17 protein-coding genes are annotated in these 22,401 nt (G+C 56.2%); 10 read left to right on the top strand and 7 right to left on the bottom strand.

Features of this window, described 5'->3' with window-relative positions; translation table 11 throughout:
* Positions 1–229 precede the first annotated feature (229 nt).
* The 5 genes from U9R25_04960 to U9R25_04940 all read left to right on the top strand — a co-directional run bounded on the left by U9R25_04960 (position 230) and on the right by U9R25_04940 (position 8,053).
* Positions 230–3,508, top strand: coding sequence for a BMP family ABC transporter substrate-binding protein (locus U9R25_04960; GenBank protein MEA3335237.1), 3,279 nt, complete (start codon positions 230–232; stop codon positions 3,506–3,508).
* A gap of 120 nt (positions 3,509–3,628) precedes the next feature.
* The gene (locus U9R25_04955) at positions 3,629–5,209 is read left to right on the top strand and encodes an ABC transporter ATP-binding protein (protein MEA3335236.1); all 1,581 of its coding nucleotides are present in this window, start codon (positions 3,629–3,631) and stop codon (positions 5,207–5,209) included.
* 77 nt (positions 5,210–5,286) lie between these two features.
* Positions 5,287–6,426 carry an ABC transporter permease gene (locus U9R25_04950; protein ID MEA3335235.1) on the top strand — a complete coding sequence of 380 codons (1,140 nt, stop codon included), beginning with the start codon at positions 5,287–5,289 and terminating at the stop codon, positions 6,424–6,426.
* A 51-nt stretch (positions 6,427–6,477) separates the two neighbouring features.
* Positions 6,478–7,437: an ABC transporter permease gene (locus tag U9R25_04945; GenBank protein ID MEA3335234.1), complete on the top strand. Its 960-nt coding sequence runs from the start codon at positions 6,478–6,480 to the stop codon at positions 7,435–7,437.
* Complete coding sequence (locus U9R25_04940) at positions 7,412–8,053, top strand: class I SAM-dependent methyltransferase (protein ID MEA3335233.1); 642 nt, start codon at positions 7,412–7,414, stop codon at positions 8,051–8,053. Before U9R25_04945 ends, U9R25_04940 begins: the two co-directional genes overlap by 26 nt.
* Positions 8,054–8,078: 25 nt before the next feature.
* On the opposite strand, the gene U9R25_04935 is transcribed toward U9R25_04940, so the two are convergent.
* Positions 8,079–8,984 (bottom strand): diacylglycerol kinase family protein, encoded by a 906-nt coding sequence (locus tag U9R25_04935; GenBank protein MEA3335232.1) that lies wholly within the window; start codon positions 8,982–8,984, stop codon positions 8,079–8,081.
* Positions 8,985–9,046: 62 nt separating this feature from the next.
* Complete coding sequence (gene alr, locus U9R25_04930) at positions 9,047–11,668, bottom strand: alanine racemase (GenBank protein ID MEA3335231.1); 2,622 nt, start codon at positions 11,666–11,668, stop codon at positions 9,047–9,049.
* Positions 11,669–12,196: 528 nt separating this feature from the next.
* Between alr and U9R25_04925 the strand changes: the two genes are divergently transcribed.
* From U9R25_04925 to U9R25_04905, 5 genes are all read left to right on the top strand, one after another.
* Positions 12,197–12,358 (top strand): hypothetical protein, encoded by a 162-nt coding sequence (locus U9R25_04925; protein ID MEA3335230.1) that lies wholly within the window; start codon positions 12,197–12,199, stop codon positions 12,356–12,358.
* Between the two features lie 497 nt (positions 12,359–12,855).
* Positions 12,856–13,992, top strand: coding sequence for an amino acid ABC transporter substrate-binding protein (locus U9R25_04920; protein ID MEA3335229.1), 1,137 nt, complete (start codon positions 12,856–12,858; stop codon positions 13,990–13,992).
* A 176-nt stretch (positions 13,993–14,168) separates the two neighbouring features.
* On the top strand, positions 14,169–15,302 hold the full coding sequence (locus U9R25_04915) for an ABC transporter permease subunit (GenBank protein MEA3335228.1): 1,134 nt from the start codon (positions 14,169–14,171) through the stop codon (positions 15,300–15,302).
* A 2-nt stretch (positions 15,303–15,304) separates the two neighbouring features.
* Positions 15,305–16,513: an amino acid ABC transporter permease gene (locus tag U9R25_04910; protein MEA3335227.1), complete on the top strand. Its 1,209-nt coding sequence runs from the start codon at positions 15,305–15,307 to the stop codon at positions 16,511–16,513.
* A gap of 76 nt (positions 16,514–16,589) precedes the next feature.
* Positions 16,590–17,345: an amino acid ABC transporter ATP-binding protein gene (locus tag U9R25_04905; protein MEA3335226.1), complete on the top strand. Its 756-nt coding sequence runs from the start codon at positions 16,590–16,592 to the stop codon at positions 17,343–17,345.
* A gap of 64 nt (positions 17,346–17,409) precedes the next feature.
* Here U9R25_04905 and U9R25_04900 read toward each other — a convergent pair whose 3' ends face one another.
* The 5 genes from U9R25_04900 to U9R25_04880 all read right to left on the bottom strand — a co-directional run bounded on the left by U9R25_04900 (position 17,410) and on the right by U9R25_04880 (position 22,116).
* Positions 17,410–17,658 (bottom strand): hypothetical protein, encoded by a 249-nt coding sequence (locus U9R25_04900; protein ID MEA3335225.1) that lies wholly within the window; start codon positions 17,656–17,658, stop codon positions 17,410–17,412.
* A gap of 175 nt (positions 17,659–17,833) precedes the next feature.
* A complete protein-coding gene (locus tag U9R25_04895) occupies positions 17,834–18,775 on the bottom strand; it encodes a nucleoside hydrolase (protein MEA3335224.1) in 942 nt (313 codons plus the stop codon).
* Between the two features lie 24 nt (positions 18,776–18,799).
* Positions 18,800–19,063, bottom strand: coding sequence for a hypothetical protein (locus U9R25_04890; GenBank protein MEA3335223.1), 264 nt, complete (start codon positions 19,061–19,063; stop codon positions 18,800–18,802).
* Between the two features lie 83 nt (positions 19,064–19,146).
* The gene (locus tag U9R25_04885; GenBank protein MEA3335222.1) at positions 19,147–20,478 is read right to left on the bottom strand and encodes a nodulation protein NfeD; all 1,332 of its coding nucleotides are present in this window, start codon (positions 20,476–20,478) and stop codon (positions 19,147–19,149) included.
* A 150-nt stretch (positions 20,479–20,628) separates the two neighbouring features.
* Positions 20,629–22,116 carry a hypothetical protein gene (locus tag U9R25_04880; GenBank protein ID MEA3335221.1) on the bottom strand — a complete coding sequence of 496 codons (1,488 nt, stop codon included), beginning with the start codon at positions 22,114–22,116 and terminating at the stop codon, positions 20,629–20,631.
* Positions 22,117–22,401 lie beyond the last annotated feature (285 nt).

The following is a 22,401-nucleotide window of genomic DNA, read 5'->3' as shown; positions in this document are numbered from 1 at the left end:
CCACCGAACGTCTGGCCCGTCCATAAATTCGCCGGAGCAAATGATCTCTCGCGTGGCCTTCGGGATCACTCAACATTGACAGCATCTTCCACGTACGGTATAGTACTTTTGTTGTGCCGTAGCACGGCAAATCAAAGGTATCGAAAGCGTCGGTTTGCGTTGCATGTGGCCAGCACAAACTGGTTACAGCGACCTCTTTGCATCAACTGCACTTCTGAGGAGGAGAGATATGCGATCGAAGGTCCGTTTTTCGACGATTCTTGTGGCGCTTCTGCTGATTGCCCTGGCGGTTTCCGCCTGTGGCACCTCAAGCCCCAGAGATGAGGCACCCGCCCCCACTGAACCCCCCACTGCTGAAGAACCTGCTGAACCAACAGAACCAGAACCCGGTGCTGCCGATAAAGATCTATCGGCAGCGTTTGTGTATGTGGCGCCGATAGGTGATTTGGGATGGACATATGCCCATGATCTGGGGCGATTGATGATGGAGGAGGAGTTGGGGATAGAGACAGCCTTCATCGAGAGTGTTCCAGAGGGGCCGGATGCGGAGCGAGTGATACGCGATTTTGCGGAGAAGGGGTATGACCTGGTTTTCACGACATCGTTCGGGTACATGGATCCGACGATAGCAGTGGCTGGGGAGTATCCGGAGAAGCAGTTTGTACACATATCGGGGTTCAAGACGGCACCGAATTCGAGTACGGTGTTTGGACGGATGTACCAGCCGCGGTATTTGAGTGGGTTGGTAGCAGGCAGCATGACGGAGAGCGACGTGATCGGCTTCGTGGCAGCCTTTCCGATACCGGAGGTGGTTCGGGGGATCAACGCCTTCACGTTGGGAGTGAAGGAAGCGAATCCGGACGCCGAGGTACGGGTGGTGTGGACGAACACGTGGTTTGGGCCGCCGGAGGAGAAGGAAGCGGCGGAGGCGTTGTTGGATCAGGGTGCTGATGTGATAGCCCAGCATCAGGATACGACGGAGCCGCAGAAGGCAGCCAAGAATCGTGGCGTGTACAGCATAGGCTACGACAGTGATATGGCGGAATTTGTGGGAGACACGGTGTTGACCAGTCCTGTGTGGAACTGGGGGCCGAAGTATGTGGAGATAGCCGAGCAGTTTGCGGCTGGCACGTACGATGGGTCTGAGCAGTACTGGGGAGGCCTGGATGACAACGTGGTCGCCCTGGCGGAGATGAGCCCGTTGGTGCCGGACGAGGTGAAGGTGCTGGTGGCGGAGAAGGAACAGGCGATCGTCGATGGCAGCATGGACGTGTTCTGTGGACCGCTGGTGGCCGCCAATGGGGTTGAAGTATTGCCCGAGGGCAAGTGCATGACCGACGGCGAGATGTTGGGCATGGACTTTTTCCTGGATGGTGTAAGGGGTGAGGCGCCCGGCGACGGTGCGGCCCTGGAGGGTCAGGATGCACCTGCAGGTGCTGTTGCAATGCCAGCGCTCGATCTATCGGCAGCGTTTGTGTATGTGGCGCCGATAGGTGATTTGGGGTGGACGTATGCCCATGATCTGGGGCGATTGATGATGGAGGAGGAGTTGGGGATAGAGACAGCCTTCATCGAGAGTGTTCCAGAGGGGCCGGATGCGGAGCGAGTGATACGCGATTTTGCGGAGAAGGGGTATGACCTGGTTTTCACGACATCGTTCGGGTACATGGATCCGACGATAGCAGTGGCTGGGGAGTATCCGGAGAAGCAGTTTGTACACATATCGGGGTTCAAGACGGCACCGAATTCGAGTACGGTGTTTGGACGGATGTACCAGCCGCGGTATTTGAGTGGGTTGGTAGCAGGCAGCATGACGGAGAGCGACGTGATCGGCTTCGTGGCAGCCTTTCCGATACCGGAGGTGGTTCGGGGGATCAACGCCTTCACGTTGGGAGTGAAGGAAGCGAATCCGGACGCCGAGGTACGGGTGGTGTGGACGAACACGTGGTTTGGGCCGCCGGAGGAGAAGGAAGCGGCGGAGGCGTTGTTGGATCAGGGTGCTGATGTGATAGCCCAGCATCAGGATACGACGGAGCCGCAGAAGGCAGCCAAGAATCGTGGCGTGTACAGCATAGGCTACGACAGTGATATGGCGGAATTTGTGGGAGACACGGTGTTGACCAGTCCTGTGTGGAACTGGGGGCCGAAGTATGTGGAGATAGCCGAGCAGTTTGCGGCTGGCACGTACGATGGGTCTGAGCAGTACTGGGGAGGCCTGGATGACAACGTGGTCGCCCTGGCGGAGATGAGCCCGTTGGTGCCGGACGAGGTGAAGGTGCTGGTGGCGGAGAAGGAACAGGCGATCGTCGATGGCAGCATGGACGTGTTCTGTGGACCGCTGGTGGCCGCCAATGGGGTTGAAGTATTGCCCGAGGGCAAGTGCATGACCGACGGCGAGATGTTGGGCATGGACTTTTTCCTGGATGGTGTAAGGGGTGAGGCGCCCGGCGACGGTGCGGCCCTGGAGGGTCAGGATGCACCGAAAGGCATGATGGATGCCGGCGCAACGGGCGAGCTGCCCAGCGCCGCCTTTGTATATGTTGGACCTGTCAATGACTTCGGTTGGACCTACGCCCACGACCAGGGACGTCAGGCCATTGAAGCCATGGGTGTCGAAACTGCCTACGCCGAACTGGTCGGTGAAGGACCCGATGCTGCACGCGTCATTCGCGACTTTGCTGAAAAGGGCTACGACATCGTCTTTGCCACCAGCTTTGGATACATGGACTCAGTGATCGAGGTGGCCGGGGAGTATCCGGATACCGTCTTTGAGCATGCTACCGGATACAAGACCGCCGACAACGTCGGGATTTACGACGGACGAGGTTACCAGGGTTGGTACCTGGCGGGCATTGTGGCTGGAAGCACGACTGAAAGCAATAAGCTGGGTTACATCGCGCCCTACCCCATCCCTGAGGTTGTGCGCAATATGAATGCCTTTGCCCTTGGTGCACGTTCTGTCAACCCCGATGCTGAGGTGAATCCCATCTGGATCTTCGACTGGGTGAATCCCCCCAAGGAGCGAGAGGCAGCTGAGGCTTTGGCCGATCTGGGCATCGATGTTATCGCCCGCGAGAGCGACTCAACCGAGGCGGATAAGCTGGCCCAGGAAAAGGGTATCTATGTTGTCGGATACAATGCCGATGCCACACGGGATCAAGCGGCTGACGCCTTTCTGACCGCACCGATCTGGCACTGGGATACCTATTACATGCAGGTGGTCCAGGATGTGGCCGACGGCAGTTGGACCAGCGAACCGGTGTGGTGGGGGCTGAAGGAAGGCCTGATGAGTCTGGCACCTATCGCCGACTTTGTGCCGGAGGATGTGAAGGCACTTGTCGAGGCGGAGCAGAAGCGAATCCTCTCCGGTGACTTCGACGTGTTTGAAGGCCCAATCAACGACAACCAGGGCAGTGAGCGGGTGGCCGCCGGCGCCAGTATGACCGACGGGGAGAAGCTGAGCTTCGACTGGTTGGTCGAGGGCGTTATCGGCGATATACCGCAGTAATTGCCAGTGAGACGAGTAGGGGCGGGAGTACCTCGCCCCTGCTTTTTTGTACTTCCGTCTTGTGCTGCCGGGAGAGATTCCCGGTAGCACAACTTTTCCTCGACACGGTGCAGGATGCCTATGACTACGATTCCCCCTGCCGTGCAGATGCTGGGCATTAGCAAACAGTTCCCCGGCGTGCTTGCCAACGACTCCGTTGACCTGGAAATAAGAGCCGGTGAGATTCACGCCTTGCTGGGCGAGAATGGTGCGGGAAAGTCCACGCTGATGAATATTCTGACCGGGTTATACCGGCCGGATGCCGGCGAAGTATGGCTTCATGGTCAGCGGGTTGACCTGCGATCACCCAAGGATGCGATTGCTCTGGGTGTGGGCATGGTGCATCAGCACTTCAAACTCGTTCAAACCCAGACAGTTGCCGAAAACATCATCCTTGGCTTGAAGGACCCCCTCTTTCGTCTTGATCCTGAAGGAACCGCTCAGGAGATTCGGGACCTTAGCAAACACTATGGTCTTGAGGTAGATCCAAATGCCTACATCTGGCAGCTGAGCGTTGGCGAACAACAGAGGGTGGAGATTCTTAAAATGCTCTACCGGAATGCCGATGTGCTCATTCTGGATGAGCCAACGGCTGTGCTTACGCCGCAGGAATCGGAAGAATTGGGATATACCCTGCGTCGCATGGTAGCAGAACCGGCCACCATGGACCATGCTGGCAACAAGGCAGTCGTTTTTATCTCCCACAAGCTCGATGAGGTAACTCGTTTCGCCGACCGGGTGACGGTGCTTCGAGGCGGTGTGGTAGAAGCCACGGTGGACACGGCGGAGGTGGATAAGGCCGAATTGGCTCGACTGATGGTCGGCCGAAGCGTGTTGTTCCATATTGAAAAACCGCCTTACGAGGAGGATGTCACTGAAGAAGTCAGGCAAGAAGTTCTCTTCGCCGCACGCGATTTGCAGGCCCAGAACGACAAGGGACTGCAGGCTCTCAATGGAGTCTCGCTGGAAATGCATGCCGGCGAGATCGTGGGCATTGCCGGAGTGTCCGGCAATGGTCAGCGCGAATTGGCGGAGGTGCTTACTGGATTGCGCAAAGCTACCGGCGGCCAGGTTCTGGTGCGGCCAGGAGGCCGGGGTGGTGAACTGGACGATGTGACCAACTTCACCCCTTTCCAGATCATCAACACCGGTTTGAGCCATGTTCCAGGTGACCGCCTGGGCGTCGGGCTGGTGGGTAATCTGTCCGTTAGCGATAACCTCATTTTGAAGGATTATCGCAATTCACCCCTGTCCCGGGGACCTTTTCTCGATCGGACCTCGATCGGGCTATTTGTCGATCGTTTGATCGACGCATTTCAAATCGCGACTCCCAGCGCAGAACAGCCGGTGCGATTGTTATCCGGGGGCAATCTGCAAAAGTGCATTCTGGCCCGCGAGATAACCGCCAGTAGCGGGTTGCTTGTGGCCGTTCACCCGACGCGGGGACTGGATGTGGGCGCGACCGAGAGTGTGCAGATGACCTTGCTGGATGAACGCGCCAGGGGAGCTGCCATCTTGCTCATCTCAGAGGATCTTGATGAATTGCTGTCGATCTGCGACCGAATTGCCGTGATGTTCGAAGGCCGGTTCATGGGTATCATGCCTGCCGAAGATGCCAATCGGGAGGAACTGGGCTTGATGATGGCCGGGGAAGGCATCTAATGGCCGATTGTGAATTGGTGAATTGCGAATTGCAAATTGCAAATGGTGATCGAAGCATATTGTAGGAGAATAGGCCAATGGCCCTAAAATTGGAACGGCGAATGGAGCCTTCCCGCACGGCCAACATCGTAGTGCCGATCGTATCGGTTGTGTTGGGTCTGTTGGCCGGCGCTGTTTTGCTGGCCCTGGTTGGCGTCAATCCTCTGGAAACCTACAAGGCCATGGCAGAGGGCGCGCTTGGAAGTACTTACGCGATCAGTGAAACACTTGTACGGGCAATTCCACTGATGCTCACCGGTCTGGCGGTGTCCATTGCCTTCCGCATGTTGTTCTGGAATATTGGCGCCGAGGGTCAGTTGGCTATGGGGGCCTTTGCCGCTGCCGGTGTCGCACTCTTTTTGCCCGGCGTGGTTCCGGATATCTCCGCCTGGCTTCTATTACCGGCCATGTTTGTCGCAGCCTTTGCTGCTGGCGCCATGTGGGGATTGATCCCCGCGGCGCTAAAGGGTTTCTGGGGGGTAAATGAAATCATCACGACGCTGATGCTCAACTATGTGGCTATCCTCTGGATCCAGTATCTCTATTTCGGACCGTGGAAAGACCCCCAGGGCTTCGGCTTTCCGGGCACGGCACCTTTTCCTGAGGCAGCTTATTTGCCCCGCTTCAAGGACTCGTTTCCCGGCCTGGCTGAAACTGTCAATACAGGCCGTATGCATTGGGGCCTCCTGATCGCTATCCTGGCTGCTGTTTTCATCTGGATCGTGCTCGGTCGCACCCGATGGGGCTACGAAATCCGCGTTATCGGCGAGAACCCCAACGCAGCCCGCTATGCAGGCATCAATCTCTTACGCAATTTCCTTCTGGTCATGATACTCAGTGGTGGCCTGGCGGGCCTGGCGGGCCTCAGCCAGGTGGCCGGTATATCCCATCGGCTCCAGCAGGGAATCGTGGTGGGTGATGGTTATACGGCCATCATTGTGGCCTGGCTGGCGGGGCTGAATCCCTTTGGCGTGCTGATTGTGGCGTTTCTGCTTGCTGCTCTGTTCGTCGGCGGTGATCAGATCCAGATCACGATGGGCCTTCCTGCGGCTGTAGCAGGCGTGCTACAGGGGACCATTCTGTTTTTTGTCCTTGGCGGTGCTTTTTTCAAGCAGTATCGCATTCGCTGGACCCATGGCTCCTCCCAGGTAGATGCCCAGGCAGAGGCAGGTGTTTGATCCTGACCTTATCGTTGAACGTCTTCAGTATTACCAGCAGGTGAACTCATAATGGATGCAGTTTTTCTGGTCTCCTTCCTGGTCGTTGCAATTCAAGCTGGTACCTCCCTGGTCTATGCGTCGATCGGTGAGATCTTCGCCGAGCGTTCAGGTATCCTGAATCTGGGTGTCGAAGGTATGATGATAATGGGAGCCGTAATTGGTTTTGCGGTATCCTATCATACCGATAATGCCTGGCTGGGTGTACTCGCTGCCATGACAGTTGGCGGTCTTATGGCACTCATTCATGCTGTATTGACCATATCCCTGCGAGCTGATCAGGTAGTATCGGGTTTGACGCTAACCATCTTTGGCGTCGGCCTGGCGAGCTTTTTGGGTCAGAAATTGGGTCCGGAGGGAAAACCACTGGTTGGCCTGGTGGGTCCTCGCTTCGTGAAAGTGCCGATTCCTTTTCTGTCCGACCTCCCGGTGGTTGGTAATGCCCTCTTCAACCAGGATCTACTGGTCTATATGATGTTTCTGCTGGTACCTTTGTCCTCCTATTGGCTTTACAAAACGAGACCAGGGCTTCATTTGAGGGCCGTTGGCGAAAATCCAGCTACAGCTGATGCTCTTGGGATAAGCGTGTACCGTACCCGCTACATCTATACGATCTTGGGCGGTGTTCTGGCGGGTATGGGTGGTGCGCATCTCAGCCTGGCTTATACACCAGGTTGGACTGAAAACCTGACCGGAGGGCGCGGCTGGATTGCGATCGCCCTGGTCATCTTTGCTACCTGGGATCCCTTCCGGGCGTTCCTGGGCGCCTTGCTCTTCGGCGGAATCAACGCCATTCAGTTTCGTCTTCAGGCAATGGGTACAACCATTCCTGCACCCTTTCTTGCCATGTTGCCATATATCTTCACCATCGTCGTGCTGACAATCGTCACGGTGTACGAAAATATCAGCAAGCGCTTGGGTGCCCCGGCCGCCCTGGGAATCCCCTATGTCCGTGGAGAGCGAACTGGTTAGTGAGAATCGGCGAGTGGCAAACAATATGATTCCCCGCAGTGGATCACCAGCCTGGTGGAATCTGCGTTATCATAAGCGGGAGACTCCGTGGGACGGCGGGATTGTGCCCCCTGAATTACACGAAATAGTCGATAGTGGGTATCTCCCATCCTCGGGGATTGCCCTGGATATGGGCTGCGGCACCGGTACAAATGCCAATTTCCTGGCGCGACGAGGTTTCTTGACCGTTGGTGTCGACGTGGCCTGGCTGGCGCTACAGGAAGCCCGACAGAAATCGCTATCTGAAGGTCTACCCACGTTGTATTGCCTGGGGGATGTTGCAGATCTCAGCTTTCTCAATCTGCAGGCCAACTTCGTTTTGGATATTGGCTGTTTCCACAGTCTGCCCTCGGCGGTTCGGGATGGTTACATGGCATCCCTGGCCGGTCACATGGTGTCGGGCGGGTACTATCTGGTCTACGGATTTGATCGGGCGGTCAATGTGGAGGGAGAGTCACTTGGATTGCTGGATGGAGAAGTGGCCGCGCGCTTCGGATCAGCATTTCGTTTGCAGTGGCGTCGACCGAGCACCGAAGGGGACCGAACAGTGGCCTGGTATCTGCTGGAACGGGAGTGATGGCAAGTGGCCCTTCGCGTAGCCCTCATACCAACACTGGCAATCGTCCCGGTTCCACAGTCACTTCCATTCGATGGACGTCATCCCAGAGAGTTTCGCCATCGGCCTGAAGGATCAAAGGCGCCTCTGACTCGACAACCAACCTGGTTGTACGTGTCATGAGGACAGCCGGCTCTCCCAGGTGATCACCGGACATGGCCTTGGGTAGCAGGCGCAGGATCTGTATCGTCGATATCGCGTCGACGATAACCAGGTCCAGGATGCCATCATCTGGTTGCGCTTCGGGGGTTATCAGGAATCCACCGCCCATCCGGTGGGTATTGCCAACGGCAATCATGAGGATAGCTTTGTTCTCGATGATTCCGTCGTCCATTTCGATGTTGACGGTTGGTAACTTATAGGAGCCCAGGGTGCGCAAGATGGCTGCCAGGTACAGGAGCTGACCCGTCAGGATACTCTTTTTTCCGGCCTCCATGCTAACCACCGAAATAAAGCCCACCCCCGTCTGGGAGCTGAAATAGCGGCCATTGACACAACCCACGTCGAGAAGGCGTTTCTGCCCATGCACCAGGGTCTGCGCCGCCTCATCCAGGTCACTCGAGATACCCAACGCAGCGGCAAAGTCATTGCCGCTGCCGATGGGTATTATGCCCAGGGTGCTGATCGCGCCCTCATTGGCCGCCAGCATCAGGCCATTGACCGTTTCGTGAACCGTGCCATCCCCACCGGCTGCCACGATCAATTCCCGACCGGCAAGCGCTCCCCGACGGGCCAGTTCTATGGCGTGGCCGGGCTCCTCGGAAATTACCGGATCGTAAGGCAGGTCGACCGACTGGAGAGCAGCCTGAACGTGCGCGACCCGTTTGTGAGCACGTCCGCGGGCTGCGTGGGGGTTGATGATGACCAGGGCTTTTTGAGTTGATGGGTTCAATTGGTTTTTCCGTACTGAGAAATTGTGAATAGGGGAACGGGCGAATCGCGCTCCCTATTATGTTACACGATCCGTGGCACTCGTGCCAATATTTCCGACACAACCTCGTAGTTTATCGTTCCCAGGCGCTGGGCCACTTGATCAACTGTGATCTCCGCATGGTCCTGGCGACCGATCAAGACTACCTCGTCCCCTTGCCGGACTCCGCGAATGTGGGTCACGTCGAGCATGGTTTGATCCATCGTAACCTTGCCGATTATCGGTGCAGGTTGTCCCCGAACCAGTACATGGCCCCAGTGGCGTGGCGCTCGACGAAAACCATCGGCGTATCCAACAGGAATAACGGCGACCTTGGTCCAGTCCGAGGTGATAAAGGTGTTTCCGTAACTGATCGGTGAGTCTGATGGCAGTTCTTTGACCTGGGCGACCTGGGTTTTCCAGCCGAGAGCAGATCGAAAGCTGTCTGGCAGGGTTATCCCGGGCGACGGTGGCAAACCATACAGAGCCATGCCAAGCCGGACCAGGTTGAAATGACTGGCGGGCTGGGTTAACATGGCCGACGAATTGGCAGCATGGATCAGTGGAAATTCGATTCCCTCCTGACCAAGGTCAGCGAGGATTTTCTGGAATGTTGCCAGTTGCATGGCAGTGTGCTGCTCATGATCGGGATCTGTGCTGTCAGCCACCGAAAAATGGGTGAAGATGCCCTCGATGATCAAGCCTGACAGCGATCGAATCTGTTTCAGGAAAGGCACTGTCCTTTCGGGCAGTAATCCGAGCCGGCCCATGCCGGTGTCTACCTTCACATGGACTCGAGCTGGACGATTCAGATCGGCTGCTGCCTGATTGAGCGCCCGGGCTACATCGTGATCGTAGATGGTTGCTGTCACACCATGTCGCAGTGTATCCCTGGCTTGCCAGGCAGGGGTGTAACCCAACACCAGAATGGGGGCATCGATAGCTGCCCGTCGCAGGGTCACTGCCTCAGCCAGGCAAGCGACAGCCAGCATGCGCGCGCCATTGTTGAGAGCAGTTCGAGCAATACTGGCGGCGCCATGTCCGTAGCCATCCGCCTTCAACACGGCACAGATACCTACCTCTGGCCCGACCATCGCGCGTGACGCGCGAACGTTGCCTGCGATGGCCTCAAGGTCGATCTCTACCCAGGTAGGCCGATCCTGGACGAGTGGCTGAACCTGCTTCCACCCGGCTGACTGGCGCACCAGGAGGCTTCCGGCCCGTGCTGGTTCATCCATGAGGCCAGCTACAATGCGTTCCATCCGAGCGGGCCGATCACCCTTGACGAGGATCACGGGTGGCCGATCCCCTAAGGATACGTCGGCCTTAACCAAAAGACCTTCAAGAAAACGCAATATATCCTCGTCGGTGTAAGCTCTGAAAACACGCGCCACAGGCATGCCCGCTTCCATGGCGCCTTCTGCTATGTTCTGGGCGCGTTCCCCTTTCACGACGAGCCAATCGGCGACCCTGGCTACATGTCTGCCCAGGTCGCTGTGGGCTGAAGCCTCCAGGGCACCCAGATCCCACATATCTCCCAGGACGGCCACTCGTAGCCTGTCTTCGAAGAGCGACAGGGCGGCCATGGCCGCCCTGGTGGCGGCTGGGCTGGCATTTACCGTATCGTCCAGCAGCAGGGCGCCATGCAGGCCCTTTAGAGGACGCAGCCGTCCAGGCAGCGGTTCGATATCGGCAAGGGTCGACACCATGGTTTCCAAAGGGATGCCAAACCACCAGCCCACAGCCATGGCGGAGAGGATCAGAGGGATATGATGAGCCCCGAGTAATTGGGATCGTACCCGTACGGCTGCGATATCCAGGCCGGGGAAGCGGGAGAGGGTGAACTTGATGCCATGGGAAGTGATGGTCACATCGGTTGCGCGCAAATCGGCGTTTTCGGCCGTGCCGACGGTTATGATCCTTGCCCGGGTTCTGTCAGCCAGCGCCACAACGGTTGGATCATCGGCATTGAGTATGGCCAGCCCTGCAGAGGGCAAGACCTCGAGTAGTCGTCCCTTTTCGTTGGCGATGGCATCCAGGGAACCGAATGTGGCAAGATGCACTGGACTGACGGAGGTCACCACACCGACCTGAGGCTGGGTCAGGGTGGCCAGGTCGCGAATCTCGTCAAAGCTATCAGCTGCCAATTCCAAAACCGCTAAACGATGATGCGGCTCCAGATCGCCAGCGGCGATGGACAAGCCGTAGCGCCCGTTGATACTTCCCCGGTTGCGGAAGACCGGGTGATCTCCCTGGGCCAAAACCGTAGCAATCAGTTCTTTGGTCGTGGTCTTTCCAGTGGATCCGGTGATGCCAACCGTTGTCAGGTCAGGACGCTGCAATACGTGACGGGCGTAGGCTGTCAGAGCTGCCCTTGTGTCGGGCACGATGATACACGTGACCCTGTCCTCTTCCAGGTTGACGGGGTGCTGCACGAGAACAGCGCCGGCTCCCCCGCTAACGGCCTCGGCGATGTAGTCGTGCCCATCCCCCTTTTCAGTCTTGATTGCCACAAACATGGGGGGAATCGCGACTGCCGAGCCGACATCTTTTCCTCGTTTGGACAGCAGGCGGGAGTCGTACGAAAAAGAGGAAAAGCGTTGCGAAAAGGCCTTGCCATGAAGCCGGCCGCCAGTGGCCGCCAGGAGTCGATCGAGTTCAATCACTTTGGGGGTACAGTGGTGAATAAGCGGCAGGCAATCGCGCCATCAGTGGGGGCGTTGAATGCCAGGATCTCAATTGTAGCTTGACCGGAAAATCTTGCCATCTGGGTACTCCGATGATTACAGCCATTCAAAGGCCATCTTTGATTTTAGCATACGGCACTGTGAGACGCAAGCATTTTCAAGAGCTTTGCCGGCCGTTTCTGCCTGTGCTATACTTGTACCATGCCTCCTTTGTAGCCGCTGCACCCGCGTTTTGGGCATTTCCCTAACCTGGACAAGCCAGAGGAACGCTGATTACGCAGACCTTCGGCGCAGATAATCGCTGATCTTTTTTGGATTGATCTGCGTCCATCGGCGTTTATCTGCGGTTATGTTTTTTTCTTTTCAGGTCTGCGGTACATCCTTGTTGGGTTCGCTGATAATCTCCTTGCCCAGTGTGCAAGAATCTGACTCAAAAGGTACATTTCCCTTTTCGCGACCGGCACCATCGCCCTGCTCGGTTTCCTTCTTTTGTGGCGCCGACAGGATTTGGCAGTCTTCACGTGGGGGGTGCTGCTTGTCGGATGGAGTTTTCTGTTTCCCGTTATCCTGACAGGGTTGATCGATCAAATGGGATTGGTACTCGTTATGGTCGAGGGCTGGCTTGGTGGACAGTTCGTCTACGATTTCGGGGTCGGTGTAAGCATCTAACTCTTTTTGTTATGTTAATTGTGCGCGAAGTGTTTGACGCGAGCGAATTTGTGTGCTATATTTTGGTAGTGAATTTGGATTTTTCCCCAGATGGGTCTCCATACTTTTCGCGGACCCCTGGTTACCTCTTCCAAGCCACGCAAGTTGACGTCGATGCTGCACTTCGGTGTTCAATTTACGTAAGGACAAGCTGACGGGTGGGCCTCACTCGAATCTGTACTGCTTGTCTCCATCGCTATGGCGCACAACCTTCGTTAATCCTTTGAAGAGGTTCGATTGTTCCGGCAATGGTGCCACGTCGATCTGTTCCCGCATCCCCACTGCCGTTGCCCTTCATTCCCGCCCAACAGGAATTGACGGCAGGACACTGTCAGGTTGTCATCCTGGCAAGCCAGTCGGTGGTTGAAAGGAGGCACCGTAATTCAACAAAGCCCCATCTTGTTTCCCACGTCGAAAGCTGTTCTTTGATTCTGTACCCTATTCAGGAGGAGTAGCAAATGAAACGCCGTATGCTGATTGCGCTTTCCGCGCTCATGGTGTTGGCCATGTTGGTCACAAGCTGTGCTCAAGTACCGGCCGCAGCCCCAGCTCAACAGGAAGTTGTTGAAGTCATGGTCGAAGTGACTCGAATCGTTGAAGTGCCGGCGGAAGGTGGTGAAGCTCCGCCAGCAGCCGTGGCTCAAAAGATGTTGAATATCGTCCAGGATCGCGGAAAGTTGGTCTGTGGTGGCCGTACTGACCTGGTTGGCTTTGGCTACCTGGATTCCGAGGGCAACAATATTGGTTTTGACACCGACCTCTGCCGGGCGGTGGCTACCGCTATCTTCGGCGATCCAACCGCTGCGGAGATCGTGCCCTTGACTGCCGCCGAACGTGGGCCCGCTCTGCAGACTGGTGAGATCGATTTACTGTCCCGAAATGTTACGTGGACCTCCTCCCGAGATGCCCAGTGGGGTAACTTCACAACGGTCATGTTCTATGACGGACAGGGCATGATGGTGCGTGGTGACAGCGGCGCAACAACGTTAGAGGATTTGGACGGTGCAACTGTCTGTGTAACTACCGGTACTACCACGGAGAAAAACCTGGCTGATGCCTTCCGAGAGCGAGGTTTGGAATTCACCGCAGTGACATTCGAGGATACCTCAGCGGTGTATGGTGCCTACGAAGATGGCCGATGCGACGCTGCAACCAGTGACAAGTCTCAGTTGGCGGCCGTGCGAAGTGGTTTCGCCAATCCTGATGATCACATGATCATGGACATCACCATGTCCAAGGAACCCTTGACTCCTGCCGTACCGACCGGTGATAGCCAGTGGTTCGACATTGTTAAGTCAGTGATGTGGGTGCTGATCAACGCAGAGGAACTGGGAGTCACCTCGGCGAATGTTGACGAGATGATGAACAGTGAAAATATCCCTGTACGGCGCATGTTGGGTGTGGAAGGCAGCTTCGGCCAGGAGGACCTGGGGCTTTCGACTGACTTTGCAGTCAACGTGATCAAGGCCGTGGGCAACTATGGCGAGATCTACGATCGCTATATGGGCCCGGACGGTGCTGCCTTCACGTTGCCACGCGGCCAGAATGAACTGTGGAGCAAAGGTGGCTTGATCTATGCGCCGCCGCTTCGCTAACGATATCGCAGTCTAGCACATTTCGTCTCTGTATTCTCACATTTCACAACCTGTCTGATGGTGCAGGAACCGTTCTCATCAGGCAGGTTGTGATGATCTCCCTTTGAACTATGACCACCTCATCCTCATCTGTTCCCCGATTTCTCACGCGAAAGGGCGTACCTCTATGGCGAGACGTGGAGGTTCTCCAGTGGATTGCCCAAATCGTCTCCGCAATAGTAGTCATCGGATTCCTTATCTTTTTCATTCGTAACGTGATCGACGCAGCCGACGCACGGGGATTGGACCTGGGCTTTGGTTGGATGGACGAGGCCTCGGGATTTCCCCTGTCCGAGTCGGTCATTGATTATGATCCCTCCAAGAGTTTCGGATACGCGCTTTGGGTTGGTTTTCTGAACACACTCAAGGTATCGCTGGTTGGCATTGTACTGGCAACTGTCGTCGGTTTGATCGCCGCCCTTAGCCGTCTTTCCTCAAACTGGCTGGTGAGCAAGATCGCCACCGTCTACATCGATACCATCCGCAATATTCCCTTGTTGGTCCAGCTCTTTATCTGGTATTTCGCAGTTTTTCAGGCGTTTCCGTCCGTGCAGGATGCGCTCAGGTTGCCTGGACCGCTGTTTCTGAGCCAGCGGGGGATGTACATGACCTGGGTAAAGCCGACGGCAAGTTTCGTGACCTGGGCACTAATCTTTGTGGCTGGTGTGATCCTGTCCATCATCGTTTACCGCGTACTGTTGCACTATCAGCTCCGCACAGGTCGCAGCACCTATCCCTTTGTGATAGGAACACTGATTTTCGTAGTCTTCCCACTGGTGGGCTGGTTCCTGGTAGGGTCTCCACCCTTGCAAGGTACGGTTCCGGAACTCGGTAAGTTCAATTTCTCTGGAGGACTCAGACTCACTCCTGAATTCGCCGCGCTGCTCGTTGGCCTTGTGATCTATACCGGAGCCTTTATTGCCGAGGTGATACGAGCGGGAATCCTGGCTGTCGAAAAGGGACAGGTGGAGGCAGCCAGATCCCTTGGATTGAGCCAAAGCCAGGTGCTGCGTCTGGTTATTATGCCTCTGGCTATGCGGGTGATCATTCCACCGCTGATCAGTCAGTACCTGAATCTGACCAAAAACTCCAGTCTGGCAATCGTGATCGGCTATGCAGATGTCTTCTTTGTCGGGCGTACTATCATTAATCAGGCTGGCCGTGCGGTCCCAGTCTTCCTCTTGATCATGGCCTGTTACCTGGGGCTCAGTTTGATCACATCGTTCATTATGAATATCTATAATCGGCGAGTGCAGCTGGTGGAGCGATAGCGATGACAAGTGCAAGCGAAACAATCGTACGCCCACCGTCCGGGCCAGGCGCGATCTACTGGCTACGCAAAAACCTGTTCAGCGGTTGGTTCAATACGATTCTTACAGTCATTTCCCTGGTAGCCATCGTTGTGGTTGTGGGCGGGTTGCTCAGGTGGGCTATCACGGTGGCAGACTGGAGTCCGGTTGTTGAGAACCTCAAGCTCTATGCCGTGGGTCCCTTTCCCTCGGAGGAGTTATGGCGGGTATGGCTCATCGTTTACATGGTGTCCCTCCTGATGGGCATCAGCGCCGGCAAGTGGCGCGGCACGGTGTTGACTTTCGCCATGGGCCTGGGCGCTGCCTACCTGATTCTCTCCCTGTTCCCCATGAGCCTTGAGTATTTGCCCCTGAATACACGGCTGCGCCTGGCGGGAAACGTGCTGGTCCTTGCAGCCGGATTCGTCATTGGGCTAAAACTCCCGATCAAGTCCCTGTGGATTGCAATCGCGTTCGGGGCATCTTTTGTACTGACACTCATCCTGTTGGGTGGATTTCGTAACGCGGCTGTTCTGCCCCGCGTGGAGACGGGCCAATGGGGTGGTTTACTGCTAACCTTCCTTCTGGCCGCCGTCGGCATTGTGGCTTCTTTTCCCATAGGTGTTGGGCTGGCTCTGGGCAGGCAAAGTTCGCTACCCGTGGTCAAGGCGCTTTGCGTGCTCTTCATCGAAGCTGTCCGCGGTGTACCGCTGGTTACCATTTTATTCATGGCCTCAATCATTCTACCCCTTTTTCTTCCGGAAGGATTACGAATCGACCGGGTCTTGCGCGCCATGATTGGTATGACTCTGTTCTCCGCTGCTTACATGGCAGAGAATGTGCGTGGTGGCTTGCAGGCTATTCCCTCGGGACAGTATGAGGCGGCCAAAGCGGTTGGCTTGACCGGCATACAGACCACGTCGCTGATCGTGCTTCCGCAAGCACTGCGGGTTGTCATTCCCGCTATTGTCGGCCAGTTTATCGCATTGTTCATGGACACGACCCTGGCGATCATTGTTGGCCTGTTGGAGTTGCTGGCGGTGGGTAAAGCCGTTCTCAACAGCAATCCCCAGTGGTTGCTGCTGGACATGGAAGTCTACCTGTTTATTGCGGCTGTTTTTTGGGTCTTTACGTACAGCATGTCGTTCGCAAGCCGCCGGGTGGAGGTCGCTGTCGGTCTGGGCAAGCGTTAGGCCCTGAACCTATCGATCAATCTGCCGGGACGGTGGAAAAAAGGGCGGCTGATTTTCAAAATGTAGAGAGTGCACTATGCTTGATAAACACCTCGAAACTGCCGATGATATCATCATCTGCCGCGATGTACACAAGTGGTTCGACGACTTTCACGTCCTGCGCGGTATTTCTACCAACATCAAACGCCAGGAGGTGATCGTGGTGTTCGGTCCTTCGGGATCGGGCAAGTCTACCTTCATTCGCACCCTCAATCGCCTGGAGGATCACCAGAAAGGCGACATCATTGTTGATGGCATTGAGTTAACCAACGATGTTCGCAATATCGAGGCCATTCGCAGCGAAGTGGGCATGGTTTTTCAGCAGTTCAACCTTTTTCCTCATTTAAGGGTTATCGACAACGTCACATTGGCGCCTATTTGGGTGCGCAAATGGCCCAAGGAGAAGGCGGAGGAAGTTGCCATCGAACTGTTGGAGCGAGTGGGCATTCCAGAGCAGGCAGAGAAGTATCCGGGTCAGCTTTCCGGAGGCCAGCAGCAGCGGGTAGCAATTGCCCGGGCCCTGGCGATGCAACCGAAAATCATGCTATTTGACGAGCCAACCAGTGCTCTTGATCCTGAGATGATCAAAGAGGTGTTGGACGTAATGAAGGAATTGGCGCTGAGTGGCATGACCATGATCGTGGTTTCTCATGAGATGGGCTTTGCCCGAGAGGTTGCGGATCGCATGTTATTCTTCGATGAGGGCATGATCGTGGAGCAGGGGACCCCCGAGGATATTTTCGACAATCCGCAAGAGGACAGGACCAAACTGTTCTTATCACAGATCCTCTAACCAGGCGACCGCCGCCTGCGGTCTGTCGTCTGTTGTCCGCGGTTTTCTGAAAGCCGTCCGCCAGCTATTCTTTTGTCTCCTCTGGCGTTTTCTCTGATTCTTCCGCTGGTGTTTCCGGAACGGGGGGGCTTCCCGCCAGAACGTAGGCCTGTTCAATGCGTTTCATGGGCACCTTGTTGCCTTTTCGGCAGGTCCAGCAGGTAATCAGGTAGGACTTGGGTTTCTTCTCTTCGACTTCCTGCATGATAAGGGCCAACTCACCATCGTTGAGGTTGATTGGCGCTCGACAAAATGTGCAGGTGATGCTGAGCATGATATCTCTCCTGGCTAAACGGTCCAGATCGGCGATCCGGCAGGCTCACAATACCACTGGCTGTCTCTCTTGACAAGTTCCGGTGCCGGGGAGCCTCGGGGAGAGATGCTCAATCTGGCGATGACCTGGCTGAGGAAAGCGCAACTCCAAGTGGCCCCTTTGTTCCTCTCAGCTCCTACCCGCCGACCGCGCCGACCAACAGCTGTAGGAATCGCTCTCGGCTGGCCTCCAACACTACCTGGGCATTGGCCGGTTGTCCCAATATCCAAAGATGATCGACAACTGTCTGGCCGCGACAGAGATCGCTTTGGGTCTCAACGGCAACGGCCAGGTGTTGGGACCGGGTGGCAACCCGGGGATCCAGGGCGACCGCCATGGCAATGGGATCAGGAAGGTCAAAACCATCGATCTTGGTGACCTCCAGTCCGAACTGTGTGACATTTTTTTGAATAGCAACGCAGAATCTTGCCAATGGTGTACCGACGTTGCGCAATTCGGCCGCTTCTTGTTCGTTGAAGGTAGCGAAAAGACGTGAGATATCCCAACCAACCATGGTGATGGGCAATCCCGAGTCGAAGACAATCCTGGCTGCCTCGGGGTCGACCCAGATATTGTACTCAGCTACGGGGGTCACATTGCCGTATCCCTGGCCAATGCCTCCCATGATGACGCAGCGGTCGACCATGCTGGCAATTGCCGGGTCCTCCAGCAGGGCCAGGGCCAGGTTGGTAAGCGGGCCCAGGGTAACCAGGGTGATCTTGCCGGCGAAACGGCGAATGGTCTCGATGATGATGGGCACGGCGTGGCCTTCGGCGGGTTGCCGGCCACCCAGCGCCAAACCGATGTCACCCATGCCGTCCTGCCCGTGAACGGCCTGAGCGGTTTCCAGGGGACGGAGCAAGGGTCGGGCCATACCAGCATAGACCGGTACCTGTTTCTGGCATAGTTCGACGGTGTAGAGGGCGTTTTGCACGCCCTGTTCCAGGGGTACGTTGCCGGACACGACGGTAACTCCCTCTACCTGGACCTCAGGGTTCTGCAAGGCCATGACCAGCGCAACCGCGTCGTCCGATGCCGTGTCGGTGTCTACCAGAAAGTGACGCATTTTAATAGTCAATTATCAATGATCGATTGTCAAGGGTTATTTCAGCGAAATGATTTCCCAGATACCCTCGCTCAGGTGCATGACGGAGAGACAATCGACGCATTTTGCTTCGTCCTCAGCGGTTTTCTGAGCGGAATGTCCACAGTTTGGGCAGACGACCGCGATGCGTTGCTGGGCTTGCCGAAGCAGTACATGCATAACCTCATCGGGATGGTCCAGGCCCATCTCTTTCTGAAGCGCTTCCACTGCGCGCTGTTCCTCGGGTGTCAGGTGAATCGAGATATCCTGTTCTGTTGACATGATTGAGTCCTCCGGACTTAACAGTGATCAAGGGACCAGCCTGGCCCACGGGATTGGTGAACTGTGCCTGGGCTGAGGATTTTTCAGCTACGAACTATCAACACAAAGCCCTTGCGGTCTACCACAGTGACCGGGTTACCGGCAGGTACCATTTTCGACTTCACTTCCAGTTCAGCGTCCCAGTACTCGCCCTGCAGGAAAACTTTTCCTTTCGGGTCCAGGTCTGTCCGTGTGGTGCCTTGTTGCCCCACAAGACTTTCCATGCCCCAGGAAGGCGTCTTGCGCTGAGCACCGAATGCTTTGGCGACGAGAAAACTAAAAAAGAAGAGGGTCAGGGCAGCGAGACCGATGATAGTTGGCCAGGGTATTTCCACGTTTGTTCCTCTGAAGAGTAAAGCTGCGCCGAAGACAAAGGTTATTACGCCCGCCACGGTCAGCGCGCCGTGAGAGGGTGCCTTAACGTCCAGGAAAAAGAGCAGAAAGCTCAAAAAGATGAAACCAAGTCCCACCCAGTTGGCGTTCAGAACGCCCAGCGCGTAGAGCCCCAACATCAGGGCGATAGCCCCCACGATGCCGGCGAAATAACCTCCCGGCTGAGAGAACTCGCTGATAATTCCCTGAACGCCCAAGACGATGAGCATGATGGCGATACCTGGCACGATGATGGCGTTGAGCAGGGTGTTGAGTATGTTCTCCAGGTTGGTGGTTGGCAGGTCCACGACCGGAGTACCCACCAGATGGAGGGTTTGTGGCTCTCCGTTGACCTCAACTTCGAAGCCATCAAGCTTTTCGATCAGTTCATCTACATCAGCCGCGATAGCATCGATCACATTGAGTGCCAGGGCTTCCTCAGCGGTAGCGGCAGCAGCTTGTTCAACGGCACTTCGAGCCCAGGTGACGGCATCCTCTCCCCTTCGTTTTGCGAGGTTTTCGACATCGGCGCTCAGAATGTTGGTCAGCTTCTTCTGGATCGTCTCGCCCAGATCTTGCCCACTGCCGTCGATGGGACTGGCTGCCCCGATGCTGCTTCCGGGCGTCATGGCAGCAGCGTGACCAGCCAGGGTAATGAAAGTGCCGGCGGACCCCGCATGGGCGCCGGTAGGCCAGACGTACACGATGATCGGTACATTGGCGGCTCGCATCGTCTTGACGATGTCCTGGGTGAGATCGACCTGCCCACCGGGAGTGTCCAACCGCAAGATGAGGGCCGTCGCTCCGTGCTTCTCAGCCTGTTCGATTCCCCGTTCGATATAGGAGACCAGGATAGGGTTCACTGGTCCATCGAAGGTCATGACGAAGATGGCCTCGTCACTCTGCGCCTGGGCCGGCGAAGCCAGAACAAGCAGAACCAGGCTCAACAGGAAAAACCAACGAGCCAATCTCGGTAAAGTGGGGCCTCTCTCTAGCGATACCATCCTGACATGATTATACCGTATTCGGGGATGGCAATCAAGAGAGATAGATTACGGATGTGCATGGGCAAGCCCCGCCCAACGAAAAAGGAGCTTCCGGCCGGAAGCTCCTTTTAGATCGTCTTTAGCCAGTGGTTGGCCTGGCGATGATCCCTACTTGCTGAAACCGTTGTAGGAATTCATCTTGGTGCCACCCCACAGGGTTTCGGACACGGCTACCAGGTCCACATTGCTGCTGATGTAAACGCTGCCCTCCCATGTGCCGCCCAGGTCGATTTGGGCACAATGGTTGCGGGTATTGCGGTTGTAGGACTTCTCGGCGTTGATCGTGTTGTTCAACTCCTGCAACGCCAACGTGCCGTTGCGATTGAAGTAGGAGATGTCCACATCGGTGGCGTTGGTGTTGGTCGGGTTCTGGATGCGGATCAGCGAAAACTGCTGCCAGTCGTTGTTCGGGTCATCCGGGCAGGAGACGCCGTCAGTGTTCTTCTGGTAGACAGCAGGCAGGAATGTCTCGGCACCGGCGTCACCCGCGTTGGCCGCGGAGGTTGCTCCCGCAATCAACGTGCCAGGTCGGATGCTGTAGCTGATAACCGAAACCTTCTTGTTGTTGGTGGTGCTGACGATCACCGAACCGGCCCAGGTGTCGCCAAGATGGGTCGCATACAGGTTGGGGTCAAAATCTCCCCCTCCTTTGGTGTTGGAGCCCAGAGCGGCACCGGCATTGATCGTCTTGCTCACTGTCAGATCGACATTTTGAGTCTGCGAATTGACATAGTCCAGCTTGACATCACAGCTGCTGCTGGACTCGGCGCACTGGACGATGGCAACCGAGAAGCCACGCCAGCCCTGGACCGCATCATAACGGCGCTCGCTGGAGGGGATGTAGTTTTTGACGCTGCCGCTGCTGGCACCATTGTAGGCCAGGCCCCAGTGATTCCAGTGGTTGGTGGCAACCGCGGCGATCTTTTTACCGCCTGTGGTGGTGATCTTGATGGCACCGCCCCAGAAACCATTGCTCGCCCAATAGCCCGTCGTTGATAGATCGGGTACCTTACCACCTGGCATGTGAACGTCATAGGTGGTGGAGCCCCGTGCCTGTAGCGTATCGCTGATCGTGAAGTCGACGTTGCCATCGCGGTTGATATACTTCACATTGTAGCTGGTGCTGGAGTTCTCTGTGTTCTGCACGGAGATGCGGGTGAACTGGAACGAGGCCCGCACGACGAAGGGCAGGTACATTTCCGTGGCACCCTCATCGTAGCCCAGGTAAGCACCTGCCGTGGTGCCGTCCGCGGAACCACCATTGGACCATGTGATCTCGGCAGTGGCTGCCAGCTCGTTATCGCTCTGGATGATCATGGCGCCGTTCCAGCCATCACCCAGGTTGGCGTCGCCGGCCAAAAAGGCGTAGGACCCCCGCGGGTTGACGTTTCTGGGGCGCTCAGTTTCAAGGGTACCACTGTTGTTGTAGTAACGGGCTACCACATTGGCGGCTGGTGCACCAGCGTTTTGATTGGTGTTGGCGACAACCACGTCGGTATTGCCTTCCCCGGGAATTGGATCGGCATATACTGGCAAGGCTGCCATCAGGAGCAAAGCGACTAACCCAAAAAGGCTGATAATGCGGAGTTTCTTCATGCTCTAAACTCTCCTTTTGTAAGCTGTTGGACGTAATAACCTCTTAGCCGGTGCTCCGTCGATAGCAAGTGCACCGGGCCGAGATTCGATACGACGGTGAAGAAACGAGGTCTTATTCCTCATTCTGGTATCAACATTAACACAACATTGGCTCGATTTCAATAGCCCGTTCGGGGTATTGTTGGTGGCTAATGGCCGAAATACCCCGGAATCGGCCGGTTTGACCGCGGAACGGCCCCAAAATACCCTTACCCGAAAGTAGTAGTTGAGGGCGGGGGGACACGG

Source organism: Chloroflexota bacterium (assembly GCA_034717495.1).
Classification (GTDB): domain Bacteria; phylum Chloroflexota; class Anaerolineae; order JAAEKA01; family JAAEKA01; genus JAYELL01.
The sequence above is the reverse complement of the archived record's forward strand: the minus strand, read 5'-3'. Positions and strand labels throughout refer to the sequence as shown.

What these genes read in the sequence shown, in the direction of transcription:
- U9R25_04960 (MEA3335237.1), top strand. Translation starts at nt 230, where the DNA reads ATGCGATCGAAGGTCCGTTTTTCGACGATTCTTGTGGCGCTTCTGCTG.
- U9R25_04955 (MEA3335236.1), top strand. Translation starts at nt 3,629, where the DNA reads ATGACTACGATTCCCCCTGCCGTGCAGATGCTGGGCATTAGCAAACAG.
- U9R25_04950 (MEA3335235.1), top strand. Translation starts at nt 5,287, where the DNA reads ATGGCCCTAAAATTGGAACGGCGAATGGAGCCTTCCCGCACGGCCAAC.
- U9R25_04945 (MEA3335234.1), top strand. Translation starts at nt 6,478, where the DNA reads ATGGATGCAGTTTTTCTGGTCTCCTTCCTGGTCGTTGCAATTCAAGCT.
- U9R25_04940 (MEA3335233.1), top strand. Translation starts at nt 7,412, where the DNA reads ATGTCCGTGGAGAGCGAACTGGTTAGTGAGAATCGGCGAGTGGCAAAC.
- U9R25_04920 (MEA3335229.1), top strand. Translation starts at nt 12,856, where the DNA reads ATGAAACGCCGTATGCTGATTGCGCTTTCCGCGCTCATGGTGTTGGCC.
- U9R25_04910 (MEA3335227.1), top strand. Translation starts at nt 15,305, where the DNA reads ATGACAAGTGCAAGCGAAACAATCGTACGCCCACCGTCCGGGCCAGGC.
- U9R25_04905 (MEA3335226.1), top strand. Translation starts at nt 16,590, where the DNA reads ATGCTTGATAAACACCTCGAAACTGCCGATGATATCATCATCTGCCGC.
- U9R25_04900 (MEA3335225.1), bottom strand. Translation starts at nt 17,658, where the DNA reads ATGCTCAGCATCACCTGCACATTTTGTCGAGCGCCAATCAACCTCAAC.
- U9R25_04890 (MEA3335223.1), bottom strand. Translation starts at nt 19,063, where the DNA reads ATGTCAACAGAACAGGATATCTCGATTCACCTGACACCCGAGGAACAG.
- U9R25_04885 (MEA3335222.1), bottom strand. Translation starts at nt 20,478, where the DNA reads ATGGTATCGCTAGAGAGAGGCCCCACTTTACCGAGATTGGCTCGTTGG.
- U9R25_04880 (MEA3335221.1), bottom strand. Translation starts at nt 22,116, where the DNA reads ATGAAGAAACTCCGCATTATCAGCCTTTTTGGGTTAGTCGCTTTGCTC.